The sequence below is a fragment of the Bradyrhizobium sp. SZCCHNS3016 genome, assembly GCF_032484535.1.
In the GTDB taxonomy this organism is placed as follows: domain Bacteria; phylum Pseudomonadota; class Alphaproteobacteria; order Rhizobiales; family Xanthobacteraceae; genus Bradyrhizobium.
This window is the reverse complement of record NZ_JAUETE010000011.1, coordinates 257699-272456: the sequence shown is the minus strand read 5'-3', so window position 1 is coordinate 272456 and position 14758 is coordinate 257699. Positions and strand designations below refer to the sequence as shown.

Sequence of the window (14758 nt, the reverse complement as noted above, 5' to 3'; positions counted from 1 at the left end):
CGGCAAGTCGACGCTGTCGATCACTGGTGTCACGTTCAACTCGGCGGGCCTCGGCCTCTCGACGTTGACCTCGGGCACCGACTTCCTCGACAACAGCTCGGCGAACAAGGTCATCGGCGTGCTCAACTCGGCGAGCTCCACGCTGCGCAACGAGGCCTCCACGCTGGGTTCGAACCTCTCTGTCGTGCAGGTTCGTCAGGACTTCAACAAGAACCTGATCAACGTGCTGCAGACCGGCTCGTCGAACCTGACGCTGGCCGACACCAACGAGGAAGCGGCCAACAGCCAGGCGCTGTCGACCCGCCAGTCGATCGCGGTGTCCGCGCTGTCGCTCGCCAACCAGTCGCAGGCGAGCGTGCTGCAGCTGCTGCGCTGATCCGCAGGCATCGCATCTCGACAACGAAGGCGGCGGGGGGAAACCCCGCCGCTTTTCATTGGAGGGGACGAGGAGGGGGGCCGACGGTGCGGATGGCGTATTGCGACGAGCCCGTCAGGACAAAAAAGCCGGCCCGCCATGGGCGGGGCCGGGCCTTCGATCTACGATGTGTTCGGCGGAGGCTCAGGCCGCCGAGCTCACCGGCTTGTCCTGCTGTTCAGCTTCGGCCTGCTCGATCAGCTTCTTCTCGTAGGCGACGAGCTTCTTGGCTTCCTTCAGCGCCTGGTAGAGATCGCCGTTGAGGATATGGCCGTTGATCGCCTCGATGATCGGCCAGGCGCTCGGCACCGTCGTGATGATGTCGCGCAGCAGGTTGAAATAGGTGCCGTGATCCGCGTCTGCGCCCGGCGAGATGTACATCAGCTGGACCGCAAGATAGACGAGCTTGGCCGGCGTGTCGGCCGTCTCCGGCGTCAGGATGTCCTTCTCGCGCAGGATCGGAATGTTCTCGCCGTCGATCAAGAGGCGCGCGCGCTGGTCGGTGTTGGTGATCACGCAGGAGCCGATGATGATGCGCTCATGCGGCTTCAGTTCGACTTTCAGGGCCATTCTCGTTCTCCGTTGCCGCGGCGGCGCGGCGCCCAACCTGCTGCGTCGAGGCCGGTGACCAGTCCGGCTGCCAGTCTAAATCGCGCGGGGAGTCTGCGCGCTCGATCGGTCGGCGCGCAGCAATCCTTTCCGATCATGGTTAACGGACGGTAAACGGCCGCGCACGCCCGGCGAATATGCGGTGTTTTCAAGGTGATCCGCGGCAGAAATCACCTCCGCGCGGCCGTGCCGTTGCCGCGCATCGGGGACCGCGAGCGGTCGTGACTTCACTGTTTGTTAGCCGCTCGCATTTACCTTAACGCCCGTCGCCCGGTGGTGCAGTCACCGACGGGCTTCGCCTTGATCCTGAATGGATCGGGCAGTTTGTTTCACACCAGAAGGGTATGAAAATGTCAGGTATTGTTCTCTCGGCGTCGGTGCGTCAGAATCTGCTCTCGCTTCAGTCGACGGCTCAGCTCCTCGCCACCACCCAGAACAACCTCTCCACGGGCAAGAAGGTCAACTCGGCGCTCGACAATCCGACCAACTTCTTCACCGCCCAGGGTCTCGACAACCGCGCTTCCGACATCTCCAATCTGCTCGACGGCATCGGCAACGGCGTGCAGGTGCTGCAGGCCGCGAACACCGGCATCACCTCGCTGCAGAAGCTCGTCGATAGCGCCAAGTCGATCGCCAACCAGGTGCTGCAGAGCTCCGTGGGCTATTCCACCAAGTCAAGCGTCACCTCGGCGGCTCTGACCGGCGCGACCGCCACTGACCTGCTCGGTTCCAGCTCGACGGCTGTGACCGGCTCGGTTGTGAACAACGACAACACCTCGAGCGCGGTGGCGATCACCGGCTCGACCAAGCTGTCGGGCACGGCGGGCACCGCGTCGAACAACCTCGCCACCGGCATCACCTCGGGTGAGACGCTGGTCGTCAACGGCACCACCTTCACCTTCGTCACCGGCACGTCCTCGTCCGGCACCAACATCGGCATCGGCGACAGCGTCAGCAACCTGCTGTCGGCGATCCAGACCCAGACCGGCGTGACCGCGTCGATCACCGCGGGTGCGATCACCTTGACGCCGCCGGCGGCGGGATTGACGCTCTCGGGCAGCACCGGCACCTTGGGCAAGCTCGGGCTGACTGCTGTCGGCGACGGCTTGTCAGGTCAGACCTTGACGATCGGCGCGACAGGGGGAGGCACGGCGACGAGTGTCACGTTCGGTCTAGGGACAGGGCAGGTCAAGTCGCTGAACGATCTCAACACCAAGCTCGCGGCCAACAACCTGCAAGCCTCGATCGATACCACCGGCAAGATCTCGATCACCACGACCAACGACGCGGCTTCGGCCACGATCGGTGCGATCGGCGGTACGTCGGCTGCATCCAGCCAGGCCTTCAACGGTCTGACGGCGGCGGCTCCGGTGGCGGATGCGACCGCGCAGACGCAGCGCGCGAGCCTGGTCTCGCAGTACAACAACGTGCTGGCGCAGATCAACACGACCGCGGCCGATGCCTCGTTCAACGGTGTCAACCTGCTCAACGGCGACACGCTGAAGCTGACCTTCAACGAGAACGGCAAGTCGACGCTCTCGATCACCGGTGTGACCTTCAACACCGGCGGTCTTGGCCTGTCGAACCTCACCTCGGGCACCGACTTCCTCGACAACAACTCGGCGAACAAGGTGATCACCCTGTTGAACTCGGCGAGCTCGACGCTGCGGTCGGAAGCCTCCACGCTGGGCTCGAACCTGTCGGTGGTGCAGATCCGTCAGGACTTCAACAAGAACCTGATCAACGTGCTGCAGACCGGCTCGTCGAACCTGACGCTGGCCGACACCAACGAGGAAGCGGCCAACAGCCAGGCGCTGTCGACCCGCCAGTCGATCGCGGTGTCCGCGCTGTCGCTCGCCAACCAGTCGCAGGCGAGCGTGCTGCAGCTGCTGCGCTGATCCGCAGGCATCGCATCTCGACAACGAAGGCGGCGGGGGAAACCCCGCCGCTTTTTTCGCCTGGTTGGGCCATCCGGCCCGTATCAATACTGGCACGGAACCGGACGCGAGTGGAGCCAAGGATCGCAACCAGTCGTTAAGCAAGAAATTTAAAGCGCCATTAACCATGTTTTAAAAGTGGCTGGACTAGAACCTCCTGGTGAATAACTAGGAAGGTTTCACACATATGTCCGGTATCGTTCTCTCGGCTTCGGTTCGCCAAAACCTGCTGGCGCTGCAAAACACCGCATCGCTGCTGGCCACGACTCAAAACAACCTGGCCACCGGCAACAAGGTCAACACGGCGCTCGATAACCCCACCGAATTCTTCACCTCGCAATCGCTCAACAACCGCGCGAGCGACATTGCGAATCTGCTCGACAGCATCGGCAACGGTGTCCAGGTTCTCCAGGCTGCGAATACCGGTCTCACCTCGCTTCAGAAGCTCGTCGACAGCGCCAAGTCGATCGCAAGCCAGGTCCTCCAGGCCCCGACGGGGTACACGACAAAGTCGAGCGTGACCTCCGCGGTCATTCCGGGGGCGACGGCCAACAACCTGCTCGGCAGCTCCTCGAACAAGTTCGTGACCGGCTCCGTGGTCAACAACGACAACCTCAGCTCGGCCGTTGCGATCACCGGATCCACCAGGCTGTCGGGTACGGCGAGCTCGACCTCGAACGACCTGGCGAGCAGCGTCACCACCGGCGATACGCTCGTGGTCAACGGTGTCGTGTTCACCTTCGTGGCCGGCTCGGTCTCGGCCGGTACCAACATTGGCGTCGGCGACACCGTCAGCAACCTCCTGGCGGCGATCGACTCGGTGACCGGTGCGACTGCGACGCCGTCCACGGTCAGCGGCGGCCAGATATCGCTCGCGACAGGCACGGCGCAGGATTTGACGGTCTCAGGAACGGCCCTGGCCAAGCTCGGATTGACGGCCGCAACCACGACACGCAATCCGCCTGCATTGTCAGGACAGACACTGACCATAGCCTCGACAGGAGGTGGTGTCGCCACGAACATAACATTCGGCACCGGCGCTTCGCAGATATCCACTCTGGCACAGCTCAATACCGCGCTCGCGGCCAACAATCTGCAGGCAAGCCTCAGCACGACCGGCCAGCTCACGATCCTGACCACCAATGAAGCGGCGTCTTCGACGATCGGCGCGGTGGCCGGCTCCTCCACGGCGGCGAGCCAGGCCTTCAATGGTGTGACCGCATCCACGCCGGTGGCCGACACCAACTCGCAGACCACACGCGCCGGATTGATCGCCCAGTACAACAACGTGCTGGCGCAGATCGACACCACGGCGCAGGACGCCTCGTTCAACGGCATCAACCTGCTCAACGGCGATACGCTCAAGCTGGTATTCAACGAGACCGGACGGTCCACGCTGAACATCACCGGCGTGACCTTCAACAGCACCGGTCTCGGGCTGTCGGCGCTGGTCGTCGGAACCGACTTCCTCGACAGCAACTCGGCCAACAAGGTGTTGTCGACATTGAACAGCGCATCGACGGCGATCCGCTCCGAGGCGTCGTCGCTCGGCTCGAACCTGTCGATCGTGCAGGTCCGTCAGGACTTCAACAAGAACCTGATCAACGTGCTGCAGACCGGTTCGTCGAACCTGACCTTGGCCGACACCAACGAGGAGGCGGCCAACAGCCAGGCGCTGTCGACGCGCCAGTCGATCGCGGTCTCCGCGCTCGCGCTGGCCAATCAGTCGCAGGCGAGCGTGCTGCAGCTCCTGCGCTAAGCGCGAACGCGCTGGAATGATATCTCATCGAAGCGGCGGGCCATGCCCGCCGCTTCTGCTTTTGGCTATGCCGTGCGTGGCAGCGCGGGTCTCCGTTCGATGTCGGTGGCGGTGGGTGAGCTGCGTGAGGCGCCGTTGTTCGCGTAGTTCGCGCCGCCGAGACGTGATGAACAACGTACGATCCTCGTCCGGATATTTTGAATCATCGCGTTCGCAAGAAATTAAGAGGTGCACCAAACAAGGCGATTTGCGGTGCTCCGTGACGCTACGAAACGAATTCCGCTAACGGCTGCTAACCATATTTTAAAGGCACGCAAAGTACAAAACCTGAGCAGTTTGGTCGTGTCCCTGCGTTAGTCCGGAGTAGTTGATGTCATATGCCGCTCAAGCCTATGCCCGCACGTCGCAGACGACGGCATCACCACGGGAGATCGAAGCTCAGGCTCTGTTGAAAGCGGCACGGCAGCTTCAGGAAGTCCAGGCCAATTGGAGCGGCCCCGATCGCAACATGTACAAGGCTCTGCTCTTCAATCGTCGCTTGTGGACGATCTTCATGAGCGCGATGGAGGCGGACGACAATCCGAATCCGCTCGACATCCGCCAGAACATCGCCAACATCGGTGTGTTCGTGATGAAGCAGACGATCGAGATGCAGATGGATCCGGATCCGGCGAAGCTCAAGTCGCTGATCGACATCAACTGCCACATCGCCGCGGGATTGTCCGGGCGGAGCTGACCGTCGGGGACAGGGGCGGGTGGCGCGTCGTCATGACCGATATCACCAGCATCCTGTCTGCGTCCTACTAGTCGAACCTGCTCAGTACGGCGCGAAGCAGCAGCAAATACGTGGCCGTCGATCCGACGCTCTATCAGGGCGGCTGGAGCGGAAAATATGCCAACGGGAAGTTGTTCACGGTCTCGGTCTCCAACGTCGAGGGCTTTCGCGCCAAGGTTCGCTACCAGAGCGAGGGCGTGAACAAGTATCAGGACGTGCTGATCAAGGATAATGCGTTCAGGATCGGCGATACGAAGTTCACGCTGACCGGCAACGGCAAGGCCCAGATCAAGAACGTGGTCACCACGCCGCCTCGGGCCAGACCTATCTCGACACCGCCTACGCGACCCGGAGCAGTTGATCCGCCAAAGCTGCGCCGCTCGATATGACAACGCCGCCCGGTGGGGCGGCGTGCAGGCGGCGGCGGAATGAAGCGGTCGGCCCCGTGGGGGCTCAGGCGGTGCGATCGGTCGCCACGACGCGCGGCACGTCCGCCTTCTGCATATCCTTCTGCAGGTCGAGCGTGTTGAAGTAGGCCCGGCGGCGCAGCACGGCCTCATCCGGATATTGGGTCACGACCTGATCGGTCTTGCGGTTGACCACCTGGAACACCAGGGCGGCAGCGGCGCGATCGTAATAGGCCTGCCGCGACACCGACAGATCGTTCGCGACGTTGACCGGGACGTCGTTGCGCACGGAGGCGCCGGGCTCGGCCGCGGTCACGGTCTGGCTGGGAGGAAGGTCCGTTGGAACAGCGCTCACCACCGCCTGGCTCGACGGCGGAATTATCGGTACGGACGCTGGCGTCCCTACCGCTCTTACGCTGAAATCGGAACTCATGGCAGCCTCCTCATGGCCATCGAGTCAATTCCCAACCCATCCCGCATGCAACTATGCCGATGACCAATCAACGTTATGTTAGGAAATAGGATGAACGGCGCGTTGTGATCCGCCAGGGCCTTTTAAGCTTATCCGAGCGTTAAACGGCGACGGCCGCGCGGCCCTCGAGGCGGCGCGGCGCTGCAATGCAGGGGGGGTGCCGGTGGTGAGGCTCAGAGCGTCCGGCTGACGGCGAGCGGGGTGAGGTGCCGTGCGCCCGGGGCGGCGCGGCGGCCGCCGGCGGTATACGTGCTGGGGATGTTCTTGCGCTGAACCTCGGCATTGACGCCGCGCACGATCTTTTCCGAGATCGCGTGCGCAGTCGCCAGCACGGTCAGGTTCACCTGCAGCAAGGCGCGGAAGGTGTCGTGGTGGCGGTGCAGGGTGGCGAGCAGCTCCGGCGCGGTCTGCTTCATGAAATCCTGGCTCGCCTTGAGGCGGCCCACGGTCGTGACGTAGTGGCGGGACAGCTCGGTCTTCTTCGGGCCGAACGCCATGCCTTCGCGCAGCTTGCCGGCGCGGACCAGCTCGGTCTCCTGCTCGATGACCGCGATCAGCTCGCTCATGACGCTCACCATCTCGTCGGCGAGCGCGCGTGCCTCTGCGGCGCTGGTGGCGGCGGCGTAGGTCGTCTTCTTCGCTTGGCCCTGTGCGGTCATTTCATAACTCCCTTCGGCGTGAGCGTTTGCCGCCCACGCGCTTGTCACGCGAACATTTACGCTTTGCCGTTGGCGCCGGAGCTGCTGCCGGCCTGTTGCAGGATGAGAGTGCGGAAGACGTCGTTGGAGATGCCGACGCCGCCGGCCTTGGCGAAGTTCTTGGAATATTGCTCCGTCAGCATCGAGCGCCAGACGCCGGTGCCCGGCGTGTCGCCGAACGGTCCTTCGCCCTTCACGCCGCTGGTCATCTGCGAAAACATGCTGTTGAGGAACATTGCTTCGAAGTCGGTCGCCGTCGCCTTGGCCCTGGCCTGCGCCTTGGGCGAGACCTTGGTCAGGGCCTCGGCGAGATCGAGATCGGTGCGCGGCGCGGTGACGGCCGCGGCCGTCGGCATGTTGAGAGCGACGCGGCCATGATAGGAGTCGATGAAGGACGTCGCCATCACATCACCTCGATGTCGGCTTCGATGGCACCCGCCGCCTTGATGGCCTGCAGGATGCTGATCAGGTCGCGGGGACCGATGCCGAGGCCGTTGAGGCCGTCGACCAGCTGCTGCAAGGACACGCCGTCCTTGACGACCGCGAACTTCTTGCCTTCCTCGGTGACACCGACGCTGGTGCGCGGTGTGACCACGGTGCGGCCGCGCGACAGTGGATTGGGCTGGCTGACCTGCGGACTTTCGGAGATCGTGACGGTCAGGTTGCCTTGCGCCACGGCGACGGTCGCCACGCGCACGTCGCGGCCCATCACGATGATGCCGGAGCGCTCGTCGATGACGATCTTGGCGGCGAGATCAGGATCGACCTGCAACTGCTCTATCTCGGTCAGGAAGGCGACGACGTTGCCCTTGAACTCGGCGGGAACGCTGAGCTGCACCGTCGAAGGGTCGATCGGCTCGGCGGTCTTGACGCCGAGGAAATCGTTGATGGCGGCGGCGATGCGCTTTGCGGTGGTGAAGTCGGCGTTGCGCAGGGCGAGCCGCACGTTCGGCAGCCGGTTCAGCGCGAACTCGATCTCGCGCTCGATGATGGCGCCGTTGGCGATGCGGCCGACGGTCGGCACGCCGCGCACGATCTTGGCGGCCTCGCCCTCGGCCTGGAAGCCGGAGATCGCGAGCGAGCCCTGCGCCACCGCATAGACGTTGCCGTCGGCGCCGAGCAGGGGGGTGACGAGCAGGGTGCCGCCCTGCAGGTTCTTGGCGTCGCCGAGCGCGGACACCGTGACGTCCATGCGCGTGCCTTGCGTCGCGAATGGCGGCAGGTTGCCGGTGACCATGACAGCGGCGACGTTGCCGGTGCGGATGGTGGCGCCGCGGATGTTGACGCCCATGCGCTCGAGCATCGCCTGCAGCGACTGCTTGGTGAAGGGGATGTTGTTCAGCGTGTCGCCGGTGCCGTTGAGGCCGACCACGAGGCCATAGCCGATCAACTGGTTCTGGCGCACGCCCTCGATATTGGCGAGATCCTTGATCCGCGAGGTCGCATTCGCAGACATGACGGTAGATGCCAGCGCCAGCACGGCGGCGCAGGCGACCTGAAACAGGCGCGTAGTTCGGACGCGTCGCATCCTATGCTCCCCTCGAACTCTTCAAGCGATCACTCGGCCACTCCCATGACCGCATGATCGACGTTAACTATGCGAGCGTCGTGCCACGGCGATGCTCCGGGCTAACTCATTGAAAGAGTGTGAAATCGACTCGAAGCTTTGTCGCGGTCCGGGGGGACTCCGGGGGAACGAAGCTGCCGCCCCGGCAGAATTTGCCGGGCCGTTTACGCACCGTTAACCACGGCGGAGCCAATCTCCCGCTCGACACGCGAAGCTTGCGGGAGCCATCGATGCGCATCTACGGACCGAACGGCACGACCCTGGGCTCGTCGACCAGCTCCACGCGGAAGGCCTCGTCCAGCGGCTTCAAGCTGCCTGACGTCGGCACCACGCAGGACACGCGCGCGACGCTCGCGCCCAAGCAGACGGCGAACATCGATGCGCTGCTGGCGCTGCAGGGTATCGAGGAGGAGCCGGCGGAGCGCCGCAAGCGCTCGGTCCAGCGCGGCAAGCGCGCGCTCGACGTGCTCGATGATCTCAAGCTGACGCTGCTGTCCGGCAAGCTCGACACCGCGATGGCGCTGCGGCTGCGCGATGCCGCGGCCGACCTGAAGCAGACCTCGGGCGACCCGGGACTGGATGCGATCCTCTCCGAGATCGAGCTGCGCGTCGAGGTCGAGCTCGCCAAGGCCGGGCGGAGCTGAGACGCTTCGCGCGTTCAAGCCGCCTTCGACGGCTGTTGCGCGTCGTAGCGCCGCTGCGCGGCGGTGACTTCCTTGAGATGGCGCTCGGCCCAGTCGCGCAGCGGATCGACCGCGGCGGCGAGCGTCAGCCCGAGCGGCGTGATCGAATATTCGACGGTGACCGGGACGGTTGCGATCGCGCGCCGCCGCACCAGGCCGTCGCGCTCCAGGCTCTTCAGCACCTGGGACAGCATCTTCTGCGAAATCCCTTCGATCGACCGCCGCAACTGATTGAAGCGCAACGGTTCGTTGCGCAGCAGGATCAGGATCAGCACGGCCCATTTGTCGCCGACGCGATCGAGGATCTGTCGCGTTGGGCAGTCGGCCGAATAGACGTTCGCGGCTCTCATCGGTTACTCCGGCGTGACCAGGTGATCTTAAAGTGCGCTCTTAACACCAGCATTCGTTCCGCTATCTAGTCACTATCGGATACCGAGGCGGCTTCGTCCAGATCTCGGATCCGACCTCGTGATCTCGAACATAGGAGCTCCCCATGAAGATCGCCGTCGCCGGCGCGTCCGGCCGTGCCGGGTCCCGCATTACCGCCGAGCTGGCCAGCCGCGGCCACCAGGTCACCGGCATCGCCCGCAACCCGGAGAAGATCGCCGGTCACGCCAACGTCAAGGCGGTGCGGGGCGATGCCAACGACCGCGCCGCGCTGGCGAAGCTCTGGGCCGGTCATGACGTCGCGATCAGCGCGATTCATTTCTCGGCCAGCGATGTCGAGACCCTGATCGGGGCGGCCAAGGACTCCGGCGTATCGCGTTACCTCGTGGTCGGCGGCGCCGGCTCGCTCGAGGTCGCGCCGGGTGTGCGGCTGGTGACGACGCCCGGCTTTCCGGCCGCCTACAAGGCCGAAGCGGAGAAGGGCGCCGCGTTCCTGGACCGTCTGCGCCAGGAGAAGGAGCTCGACTGGACCTTCCTGTCGCCGTCGGCGATGATCGATTTCGGCGCCCGCACGGGCAAGTTCCGGCTCGGAACGGACCAGTTGCTGGTCGATGCCGACGGCAAGAGTTTCATCACCTTCGAGGACTTCGCGGTCGCGATGGCCGACGAAATCGAGCGTCCGGCGCACCGGCAGGCCCGTTTCACGGTCGGTTACTGAGGCCGGCCACGGCGTCCCGCCGGCTGCGGCCGAATTTGCCTGTGCAACGGCCCGAACGGCGGGGCGCCCGTGCCGATGGAAATATTGTCTGTCACATGAGGCCGCTATATAACGCGGCCGCGAACGGGCGTATTCCGTCCGCCGGTGCCGAAACCGGCGCCAGCACGTACAGATGGGCTGACCTTGGAAAAGTTGAAGAACTACAAACCTTCCGAAAAAGAGCCTTTCATGAACGAACGCCAGCGCGACTATTTCCGCGCCAAGCTGCTGGCATGGAAGGAGGAGATCCTGCGCGAATCGAAGCTCACCCTGCAGGCTCTGCAGGAGGAGAACGTGAACCATCCGGACCTCGCCGACCGCGCGTCGTCGGAGACCGACCGGGCGATCGAGCTTCGCGCCCGTGACCGCCAGCGCAAGCTGATCTCCAAGATCGACGCGGCGCTCCAGCGCATCGAGGACAACACCTACGGCTATTGCGAGGAGACCGGCGAGCCGATTTCGCTGAAGCGGCTCGAGGCCCGGCCCATTGCGACGCTGTCGGTGGAGGCGCAGGAACGCCACGAGAAGCGTGAAAAGGTCTATCGCGACGAGTAGGTCGCGACATTGACCTGAACGAGCGGGGATTGCGGCCGCCTGCCGGGTGCGGCCGCAGCATCTGTTGCTGAGACGGCGCCGGTGCGCGCGAGGTCGACGGTGTGTCTCGGCACCCGAGCGGTCTGCGTGCCAGCAGTGCCACAAGCGCTTTTGTATTTTCCAAACGTCCGGAACTTTTTCGCGTCTGCTGAATTGTCTGCGGTTCCATCTCGGAACGCCGCGGGGAATCATGGGCGAGCCGGACATAGCCAGAGGCGCGCTGGCGACGATGCAGCGCTCCTACGGCGCCCTGAGCATCAAGGGACGCCTCCTTCTGCTGGCCGGCATTCTGTTCCTGCCCTGCGTCGGACTGATTGCCTATGTCATCGTGTCGATGGCGCAATCCGCCGACGCCTCGATTCGGCGCGGTCTGTCCTATGCCGCCCAGACGATCTCCGGTGCCGTCGACGCCGAATTGCGGCGCTACATCGCGCTCGCCGAGGTGCTGGGCAAGTCTCCGGATCTCGGCGCGGCCGATCTCAGCGACTTCGAGGCGGAGGCGCGCCGCGTCGGTGCGGTCAGCGGCGAAGGCTGGATCATCGTGTCCGACGCGAGCGGCCGCATCCTGCTCAACACCGGGGCGACGCCGGGCAAGCCGCTCGGCGAGCGCACGCCCGAAGGCCGGCGCTCGCAGGAGCGGGCTTTTCAGTCGGGGCGGCCGTCGATCTCCGACATCTTCACTGATCCCAATTCCGGCGCGTGGGTGGCGACCGTCGATGTCCCCGTCGTCAAGGACGGCAAGCCGTTCCGTTGCCTGTCGATCGCCATGCCGGCCGCGAACTACACCCGGCTGCTGGCCCAGCAGCAGCTGCCGGCCGACTGGCTCGTCGGCATCATGGACGGCCAGGGCCGCTACATTTCGCGCATCCCGAAGAACGCCACCACGACCGGGCAGCTGGCGTCGGCTGGATGGCGGGCGACTGCCAAGGCCGAGGGGATCGCGGAGTTTCCGTCGATCGAGGGCGATCGTGTCATCAACGCCAATGCGCGTCCCCAGCTGAGCGAGTGGACGGTCGGCGTCGGCATCAAGCAGGCGGCCTTCGCCCAGGCGATCTCCTCGACGGTGCAGACCGCGACCATCGTGGCGACGACGATCTGTGCCCTGGCGCTGCTGCTGGCGGCCGGCATCGGCCGAAGCATCGCCCGGCCGCTCGAAAGCATCGCCGTCAAGAGCGCCATCCCCGGCGAGGCCGCGCCCTCCGATCCTCCGGAGGTCCGGGCGCTCAACGCCCGACTGGCTGCGGCCGAAAAGGCGCAGGCGGAGAGTGCGCGCGTCATCCAGGAGAATTTCGGGATGCTCGCCCAAGCCAGGGACGATGCGTCGCGCACGGCCGGGCAGCTCAAACTCGCCGCGAAATACGGACGGCTTGGCACCTTTACCTGGGACGGCAGGTCCGGCGCCAGCCACTGGTCCGACGAGATCGAGGAGCTCTATGGCCTCCAGCCGGGCACATTCCCAGGGACCTATGACGACTGGCTGGCGCTGGTGCATCCCGAGGACCAGGCGCGTGCCGACCAGGACAACAAGCAGGCGCTGACCACCGGGGAGCTCGATTCGGAATGGCGGGTGCCGCTGCCCGACGGCTCGATCCGGTGGATCGAGGCGCGCGCCCGCATGTTGGGCGGCGAGGGCGGCGGTGATCCGTACATGATCGGCGTCAACATCGACGTCACGGCCGCGAAGGAAGCCGACCGCAAGCGCGAGCTGCTCGTGCATGAGCTCGCCCATCGCGTCAAGAACAGCCTCGCCGTGGTGCAATCGCTGGCGCATCAGCTGCTGCCGCGGCACGACGCCAAGGTCCGCGATTTCACGTCACGCCTGCATGCGCTGGCGACGGCGCACACGAGCCTTGCGGAGAACGACTGGCAGGGCGCCGATCTCGCCGCCCTCATCAGGAGTCAGGTCGCGCCGTTCGCCAGCACACCGGATCAACTCGCCACCAGCGGCCCCGCCATCCTGGTCCCGGTCGAGCTGACGACGCAGCTGGCTCTCGTCATCCACGAGATGGCCTGCAACGCCAGCAAATATGGCGCGCTCACCACACCCAACGGTCACGTCGATGTCAGCTGGTCGTTGGCCCAGGACGCGCTGCATGTCCGTTGGCAGGAGAGCGGCGGCCCGCCGGCGCGCGAGCCTCCGGTGGTCGGCTTCGGCAGCCGGCTGCTGACCCGCACGGTCAGGCATCTGCAGCGCACATTTGCCGAGAGCGGGCTGACCTGCCAGTTCGAGCTGCCCTGGCTCACGACACGTGACGAGAGCTCGATGGCCGCAACGGGCGAGGCGAGTTGAGCGTCAGCGCGCGAAGCGCCGCTCGGCTGGTCCTGACATGGCCTCACATGGCCTCGCCATCGCGCTCTGCCATACCCGCGTCCGGGGTATCGGCGCAGAGACGGCAATGCCGATGAGCGAGGTACTGGTTACGGGCGGCTGGTCGGTTGAAAGTGCCGCTTGCGCCCGCGGCCGCGCCGTCTCAAATTGTTGATGAAGCTGAGATGGGAGCCAAAATCTCGTTTATAAACAATCCGTTCACCATAAGTCCTGCGATGCCGGTTCGGGCCGCGGGCCAGGGGAGTTGAAGGGCCATGGGAGCAGACGAGATCCTTGCCGCTGCGCAACTGATTGTAGATGCCCGCAAGCGGCGGGCGCCCTTGGGCGCTCTGCCGCCGCAGCTTCAGCCGAAGGATGAAGCTGCCGGCTACGAGATCCAGCGTGAAGTCCATTGGCTGCTCGCCGAACAGGCCGGTGACTTCGCCGGCTACAAGATCGGCTGCACCAGCAAGGTGATGCAGGACTATCTTGGCATTCCGCATCCCTGCTCCGGCGGGGTGTTCGCGCGCGGCGTTCACCAGACGGGGGTCGGATTGCGCACGGCCGACTTCGTTCGCGTGGGCGTCGAATGCGAGATCGCCGTGCGGCTCAAGCACGACCTGCTGCCGTTGGACGCGCCGTTCACCATGGATCGTGTCGTCGAGGCGATCGGCGACTGTCATGCGGCGATCGAGATCGTCGACGACCGTTATGTGCAATGGCAGACGCTGGGGGCGCCGACTCTCGTCGCCGACGATTTCTTTGCTGCCGGCTGCGTCCTCGGCCCGGCGCTCCCGCGCGCTGCCGTAGCGGACTTGGCCGCGGTGCAGGGCCGAGCGATCGTCAACGGCACCCTGGTCGGCGAGGGCACTGGTGCGGATGTGCTGGGACATCCGGTCCATGCGCTGGCCTGGCTTGCCAATCATCTCGCCGCCGGTGGTGACGGGCTCGAGGCCGGGCAGCTCGTCCTGACCGGCAGCCTGGTCAAGACCATATGGCTTGGCGTTGGCGACCGGGTGCGGATGGAGCTGGACGGCCTCGGTGTGGTCGAGGCGACGTTCGTATGATCCCGCCGACGTCGTAAGCCGGCTGTCGGCCAAGCGGCTTTACATCGGCACCAGCCGCTTCACGTTGCACGGCCGCTTGCGCACCTCGGCCAGATCGTGAGCCATCTGCATCTTGAGCCAGGTGTCGGCGGTGCTGCCGATGGCTTTCTCGAGCTTCACCGCCATCTCGGCCGTGATGCCGCAGCGTCCCGCGATGACGTTATGGAGCTGCTGCCGGGTGATCCCAAGTCCCAGAGCCGCGGCGGTGATGCTGACGCCGATTTCCTCGAGCGTATCGCCGAGCAGTTCGCCGGGGTGGGGTGGGTTCTTCATCGTCATCTGTG

General features: G+C 65.0%; 16 protein-coding genes and 1 pseudogene. 10 read left to right on the top strand and 7 right to left on the bottom strand.

The window, feature by feature from the left end; genetic code table 11:
* Positions 1-376 (top strand): flagellin (locus QW881_RS22020; protein ID WP_315812670.1); only part of this gene is annotated, 376 nt, incomplete at its 5' end.
* A 183-nt stretch (positions 377-559) separates the two neighbouring features.
* Here the strand turns inward: QW881_RS22020 and flbT are convergent.
* The gene (gene flbT / locus QW881_RS22015) at positions 560-985 is read right to left on the bottom strand and encodes a flagellar biosynthesis repressor FlbT (protein WP_315715996.1); all 426 of its coding nucleotides are present in this window, start codon (positions 983-985) and stop codon (positions 560-562) included.
* Between the two features lie 389 nt (positions 986-1374).
* Between flbT and QW881_RS22010 the strand changes: the two genes are divergently transcribed.
* The 4 genes and pseudogenes from QW881_RS22010 (at position 1375) to QW881_RS21995 (ending at position 5856) form a co-directional block, all read left to right on the top strand.
* Positions 1375-2922 carry a flagellin gene (locus tag QW881_RS22010; RefSeq protein WP_315756571.1) on the top strand — a complete coding sequence of 516 codons (1548 nt, stop codon included), beginning with the start codon at positions 1375-1377 and terminating at the stop codon, positions 2920-2922.
* Positions 2923-3148: 226 nt separating this feature from the next.
* Positions 3149-4720: a flagellin gene (locus QW881_RS22005; RefSeq protein WP_315756570.1), complete on the top strand. Its 1572-nt coding sequence runs from the start codon at positions 3149-3151 to the stop codon at positions 4718-4720.
* A 370-nt stretch (positions 4721-5090) separates the two neighbouring features.
* The gene (gene flaF, locus QW881_RS22000) at positions 5091-5456 is read left to right on the top strand and encodes a flagellar biosynthesis regulator FlaF (protein ID WP_315738793.1); all 366 of its coding nucleotides are present in this window, start codon (positions 5091-5093) and stop codon (positions 5454-5456) included.
* A gap of 77 nt (positions 5457-5533) precedes the next feature.
* Positions 5534-5856, top strand: a pseudogene (locus QW881_RS21995) (hypothetical protein).
* A gap of 92 nt (positions 5857-5948) precedes the next feature.
* On the opposite strand, the gene QW881_RS21990 reads toward QW881_RS21995, so the two are convergent.
* The 4 genes from QW881_RS21990 to QW881_RS21975 form a co-directional block, all read right to left on the bottom strand.
* The gene (locus QW881_RS21990) at positions 5949-6335 is read right to left on the bottom strand and encodes a hypothetical protein (RefSeq protein WP_315738790.1); all 387 of its coding nucleotides are present in this window, start codon (positions 6333-6335) and stop codon (positions 5949-5951) included.
* 212 nt (positions 6336-6547) lie between these two features.
* Positions 6548-7033 (bottom strand): hypothetical protein, encoded by a 486-nt coding sequence (locus QW881_RS21985; protein ID WP_315756569.1) that lies wholly within the window; start codon positions 7031-7033, stop codon positions 6548-6550.
* Positions 7034-7089: 56 nt separating this feature from the next.
* On the bottom strand, positions 7090-7476 hold the full coding sequence (gene flgJ, locus QW881_RS21980) for a flagellar assembly peptidoglycan hydrolase FlgJ (protein WP_315756568.1): 387 nt from the start codon (positions 7474-7476) through the stop codon (positions 7090-7092).
* Positions 7476-8600 (bottom strand): flagellar basal body P-ring protein FlgI, encoded by a 1125-nt coding sequence (locus QW881_RS21975; protein WP_315738786.1) that lies wholly within the window; start codon positions 8598-8600, stop codon positions 7476-7478. Before QW881_RS21975 ends, flgJ begins: the two co-directional genes overlap by 1 nt.
* Before the next feature lie 269 nt (positions 8601-8869).
* Between QW881_RS21975 and QW881_RS21970 the strand changes: the two genes are divergently transcribed.
* On the top strand, positions 8870-9283 hold the full coding sequence (locus tag QW881_RS21970; RefSeq protein ID WP_315716005.1) for a flagellar assembly protein FliX: 414 nt from the start codon (positions 8870-8872) through the stop codon (positions 9281-9283).
* A 14-nt stretch (positions 9284-9297) separates the two neighbouring features.
* Here QW881_RS21970 and QW881_RS21965 read toward each other — a convergent pair whose 3' ends face one another.
* A complete protein-coding gene (locus QW881_RS21965) occupies positions 9298-9672 on the bottom strand; it encodes a helix-turn-helix domain-containing protein (RefSeq protein WP_315716006.1) in 375 nt (124 codons plus the stop codon).
* A gap of 143 nt (positions 9673-9815) precedes the next feature.
* Here QW881_RS21965 and QW881_RS21960 point away from each other — a divergent pair, with 143 nt between their 5' ends.
* The 4 genes from QW881_RS21960 to QW881_RS21945 all read left to right on the top strand — a co-directional run bounded on the left by QW881_RS21960 (position 9816) and on the right by QW881_RS21945 (position 14435).
* Positions 9816-10427: an NAD(P)-dependent oxidoreductase gene (locus QW881_RS21960; protein ID WP_315756567.1), complete on the top strand. Its 612-nt coding sequence runs from the start codon at positions 9816-9818 to the stop codon at positions 10425-10427.
* Positions 10428-10655: 228 nt separating this feature from the next.
* Complete coding sequence (gene dksA / locus QW881_RS21955) at positions 10656-11021, top strand: RNA polymerase-binding protein DksA (RefSeq protein ID WP_170323279.1); 366 nt, start codon at positions 10656-10658, stop codon at positions 11019-11021.
* A gap of 229 nt (positions 11022-11250) precedes the next feature.
* The gene (locus QW881_RS21950; RefSeq protein WP_315756566.1) at positions 11251-13350 is read left to right on the top strand and encodes a sensor histidine kinase; all 2100 of its coding nucleotides are present in this window, start codon (positions 11251-11253) and stop codon (positions 13348-13350) included.
* A 293-nt stretch (positions 13351-13643) separates the two neighbouring features.
* On the top strand, positions 13644-14435 hold the full coding sequence (locus tag QW881_RS21945; RefSeq protein WP_315756565.1) for a 2-keto-4-pentenoate hydratase: 792 nt from the start codon (positions 13644-13646) through the stop codon (positions 14433-14435).
* 39 nt (positions 14436-14474) lie between these two features.
* On the opposite strand, the gene QW881_RS21940 is transcribed toward QW881_RS21945, so the two are convergent.
* Positions 14475-14753 carry a HigA family addiction module antitoxin gene (locus QW881_RS21940; RefSeq protein WP_315756564.1) on the bottom strand — a complete coding sequence of 93 codons (279 nt, stop codon included), beginning with the start codon at positions 14751-14753 and terminating at the stop codon, positions 14475-14477.
* Between the last annotated feature and the right edge of the window lie 5 nt (positions 14754-14758).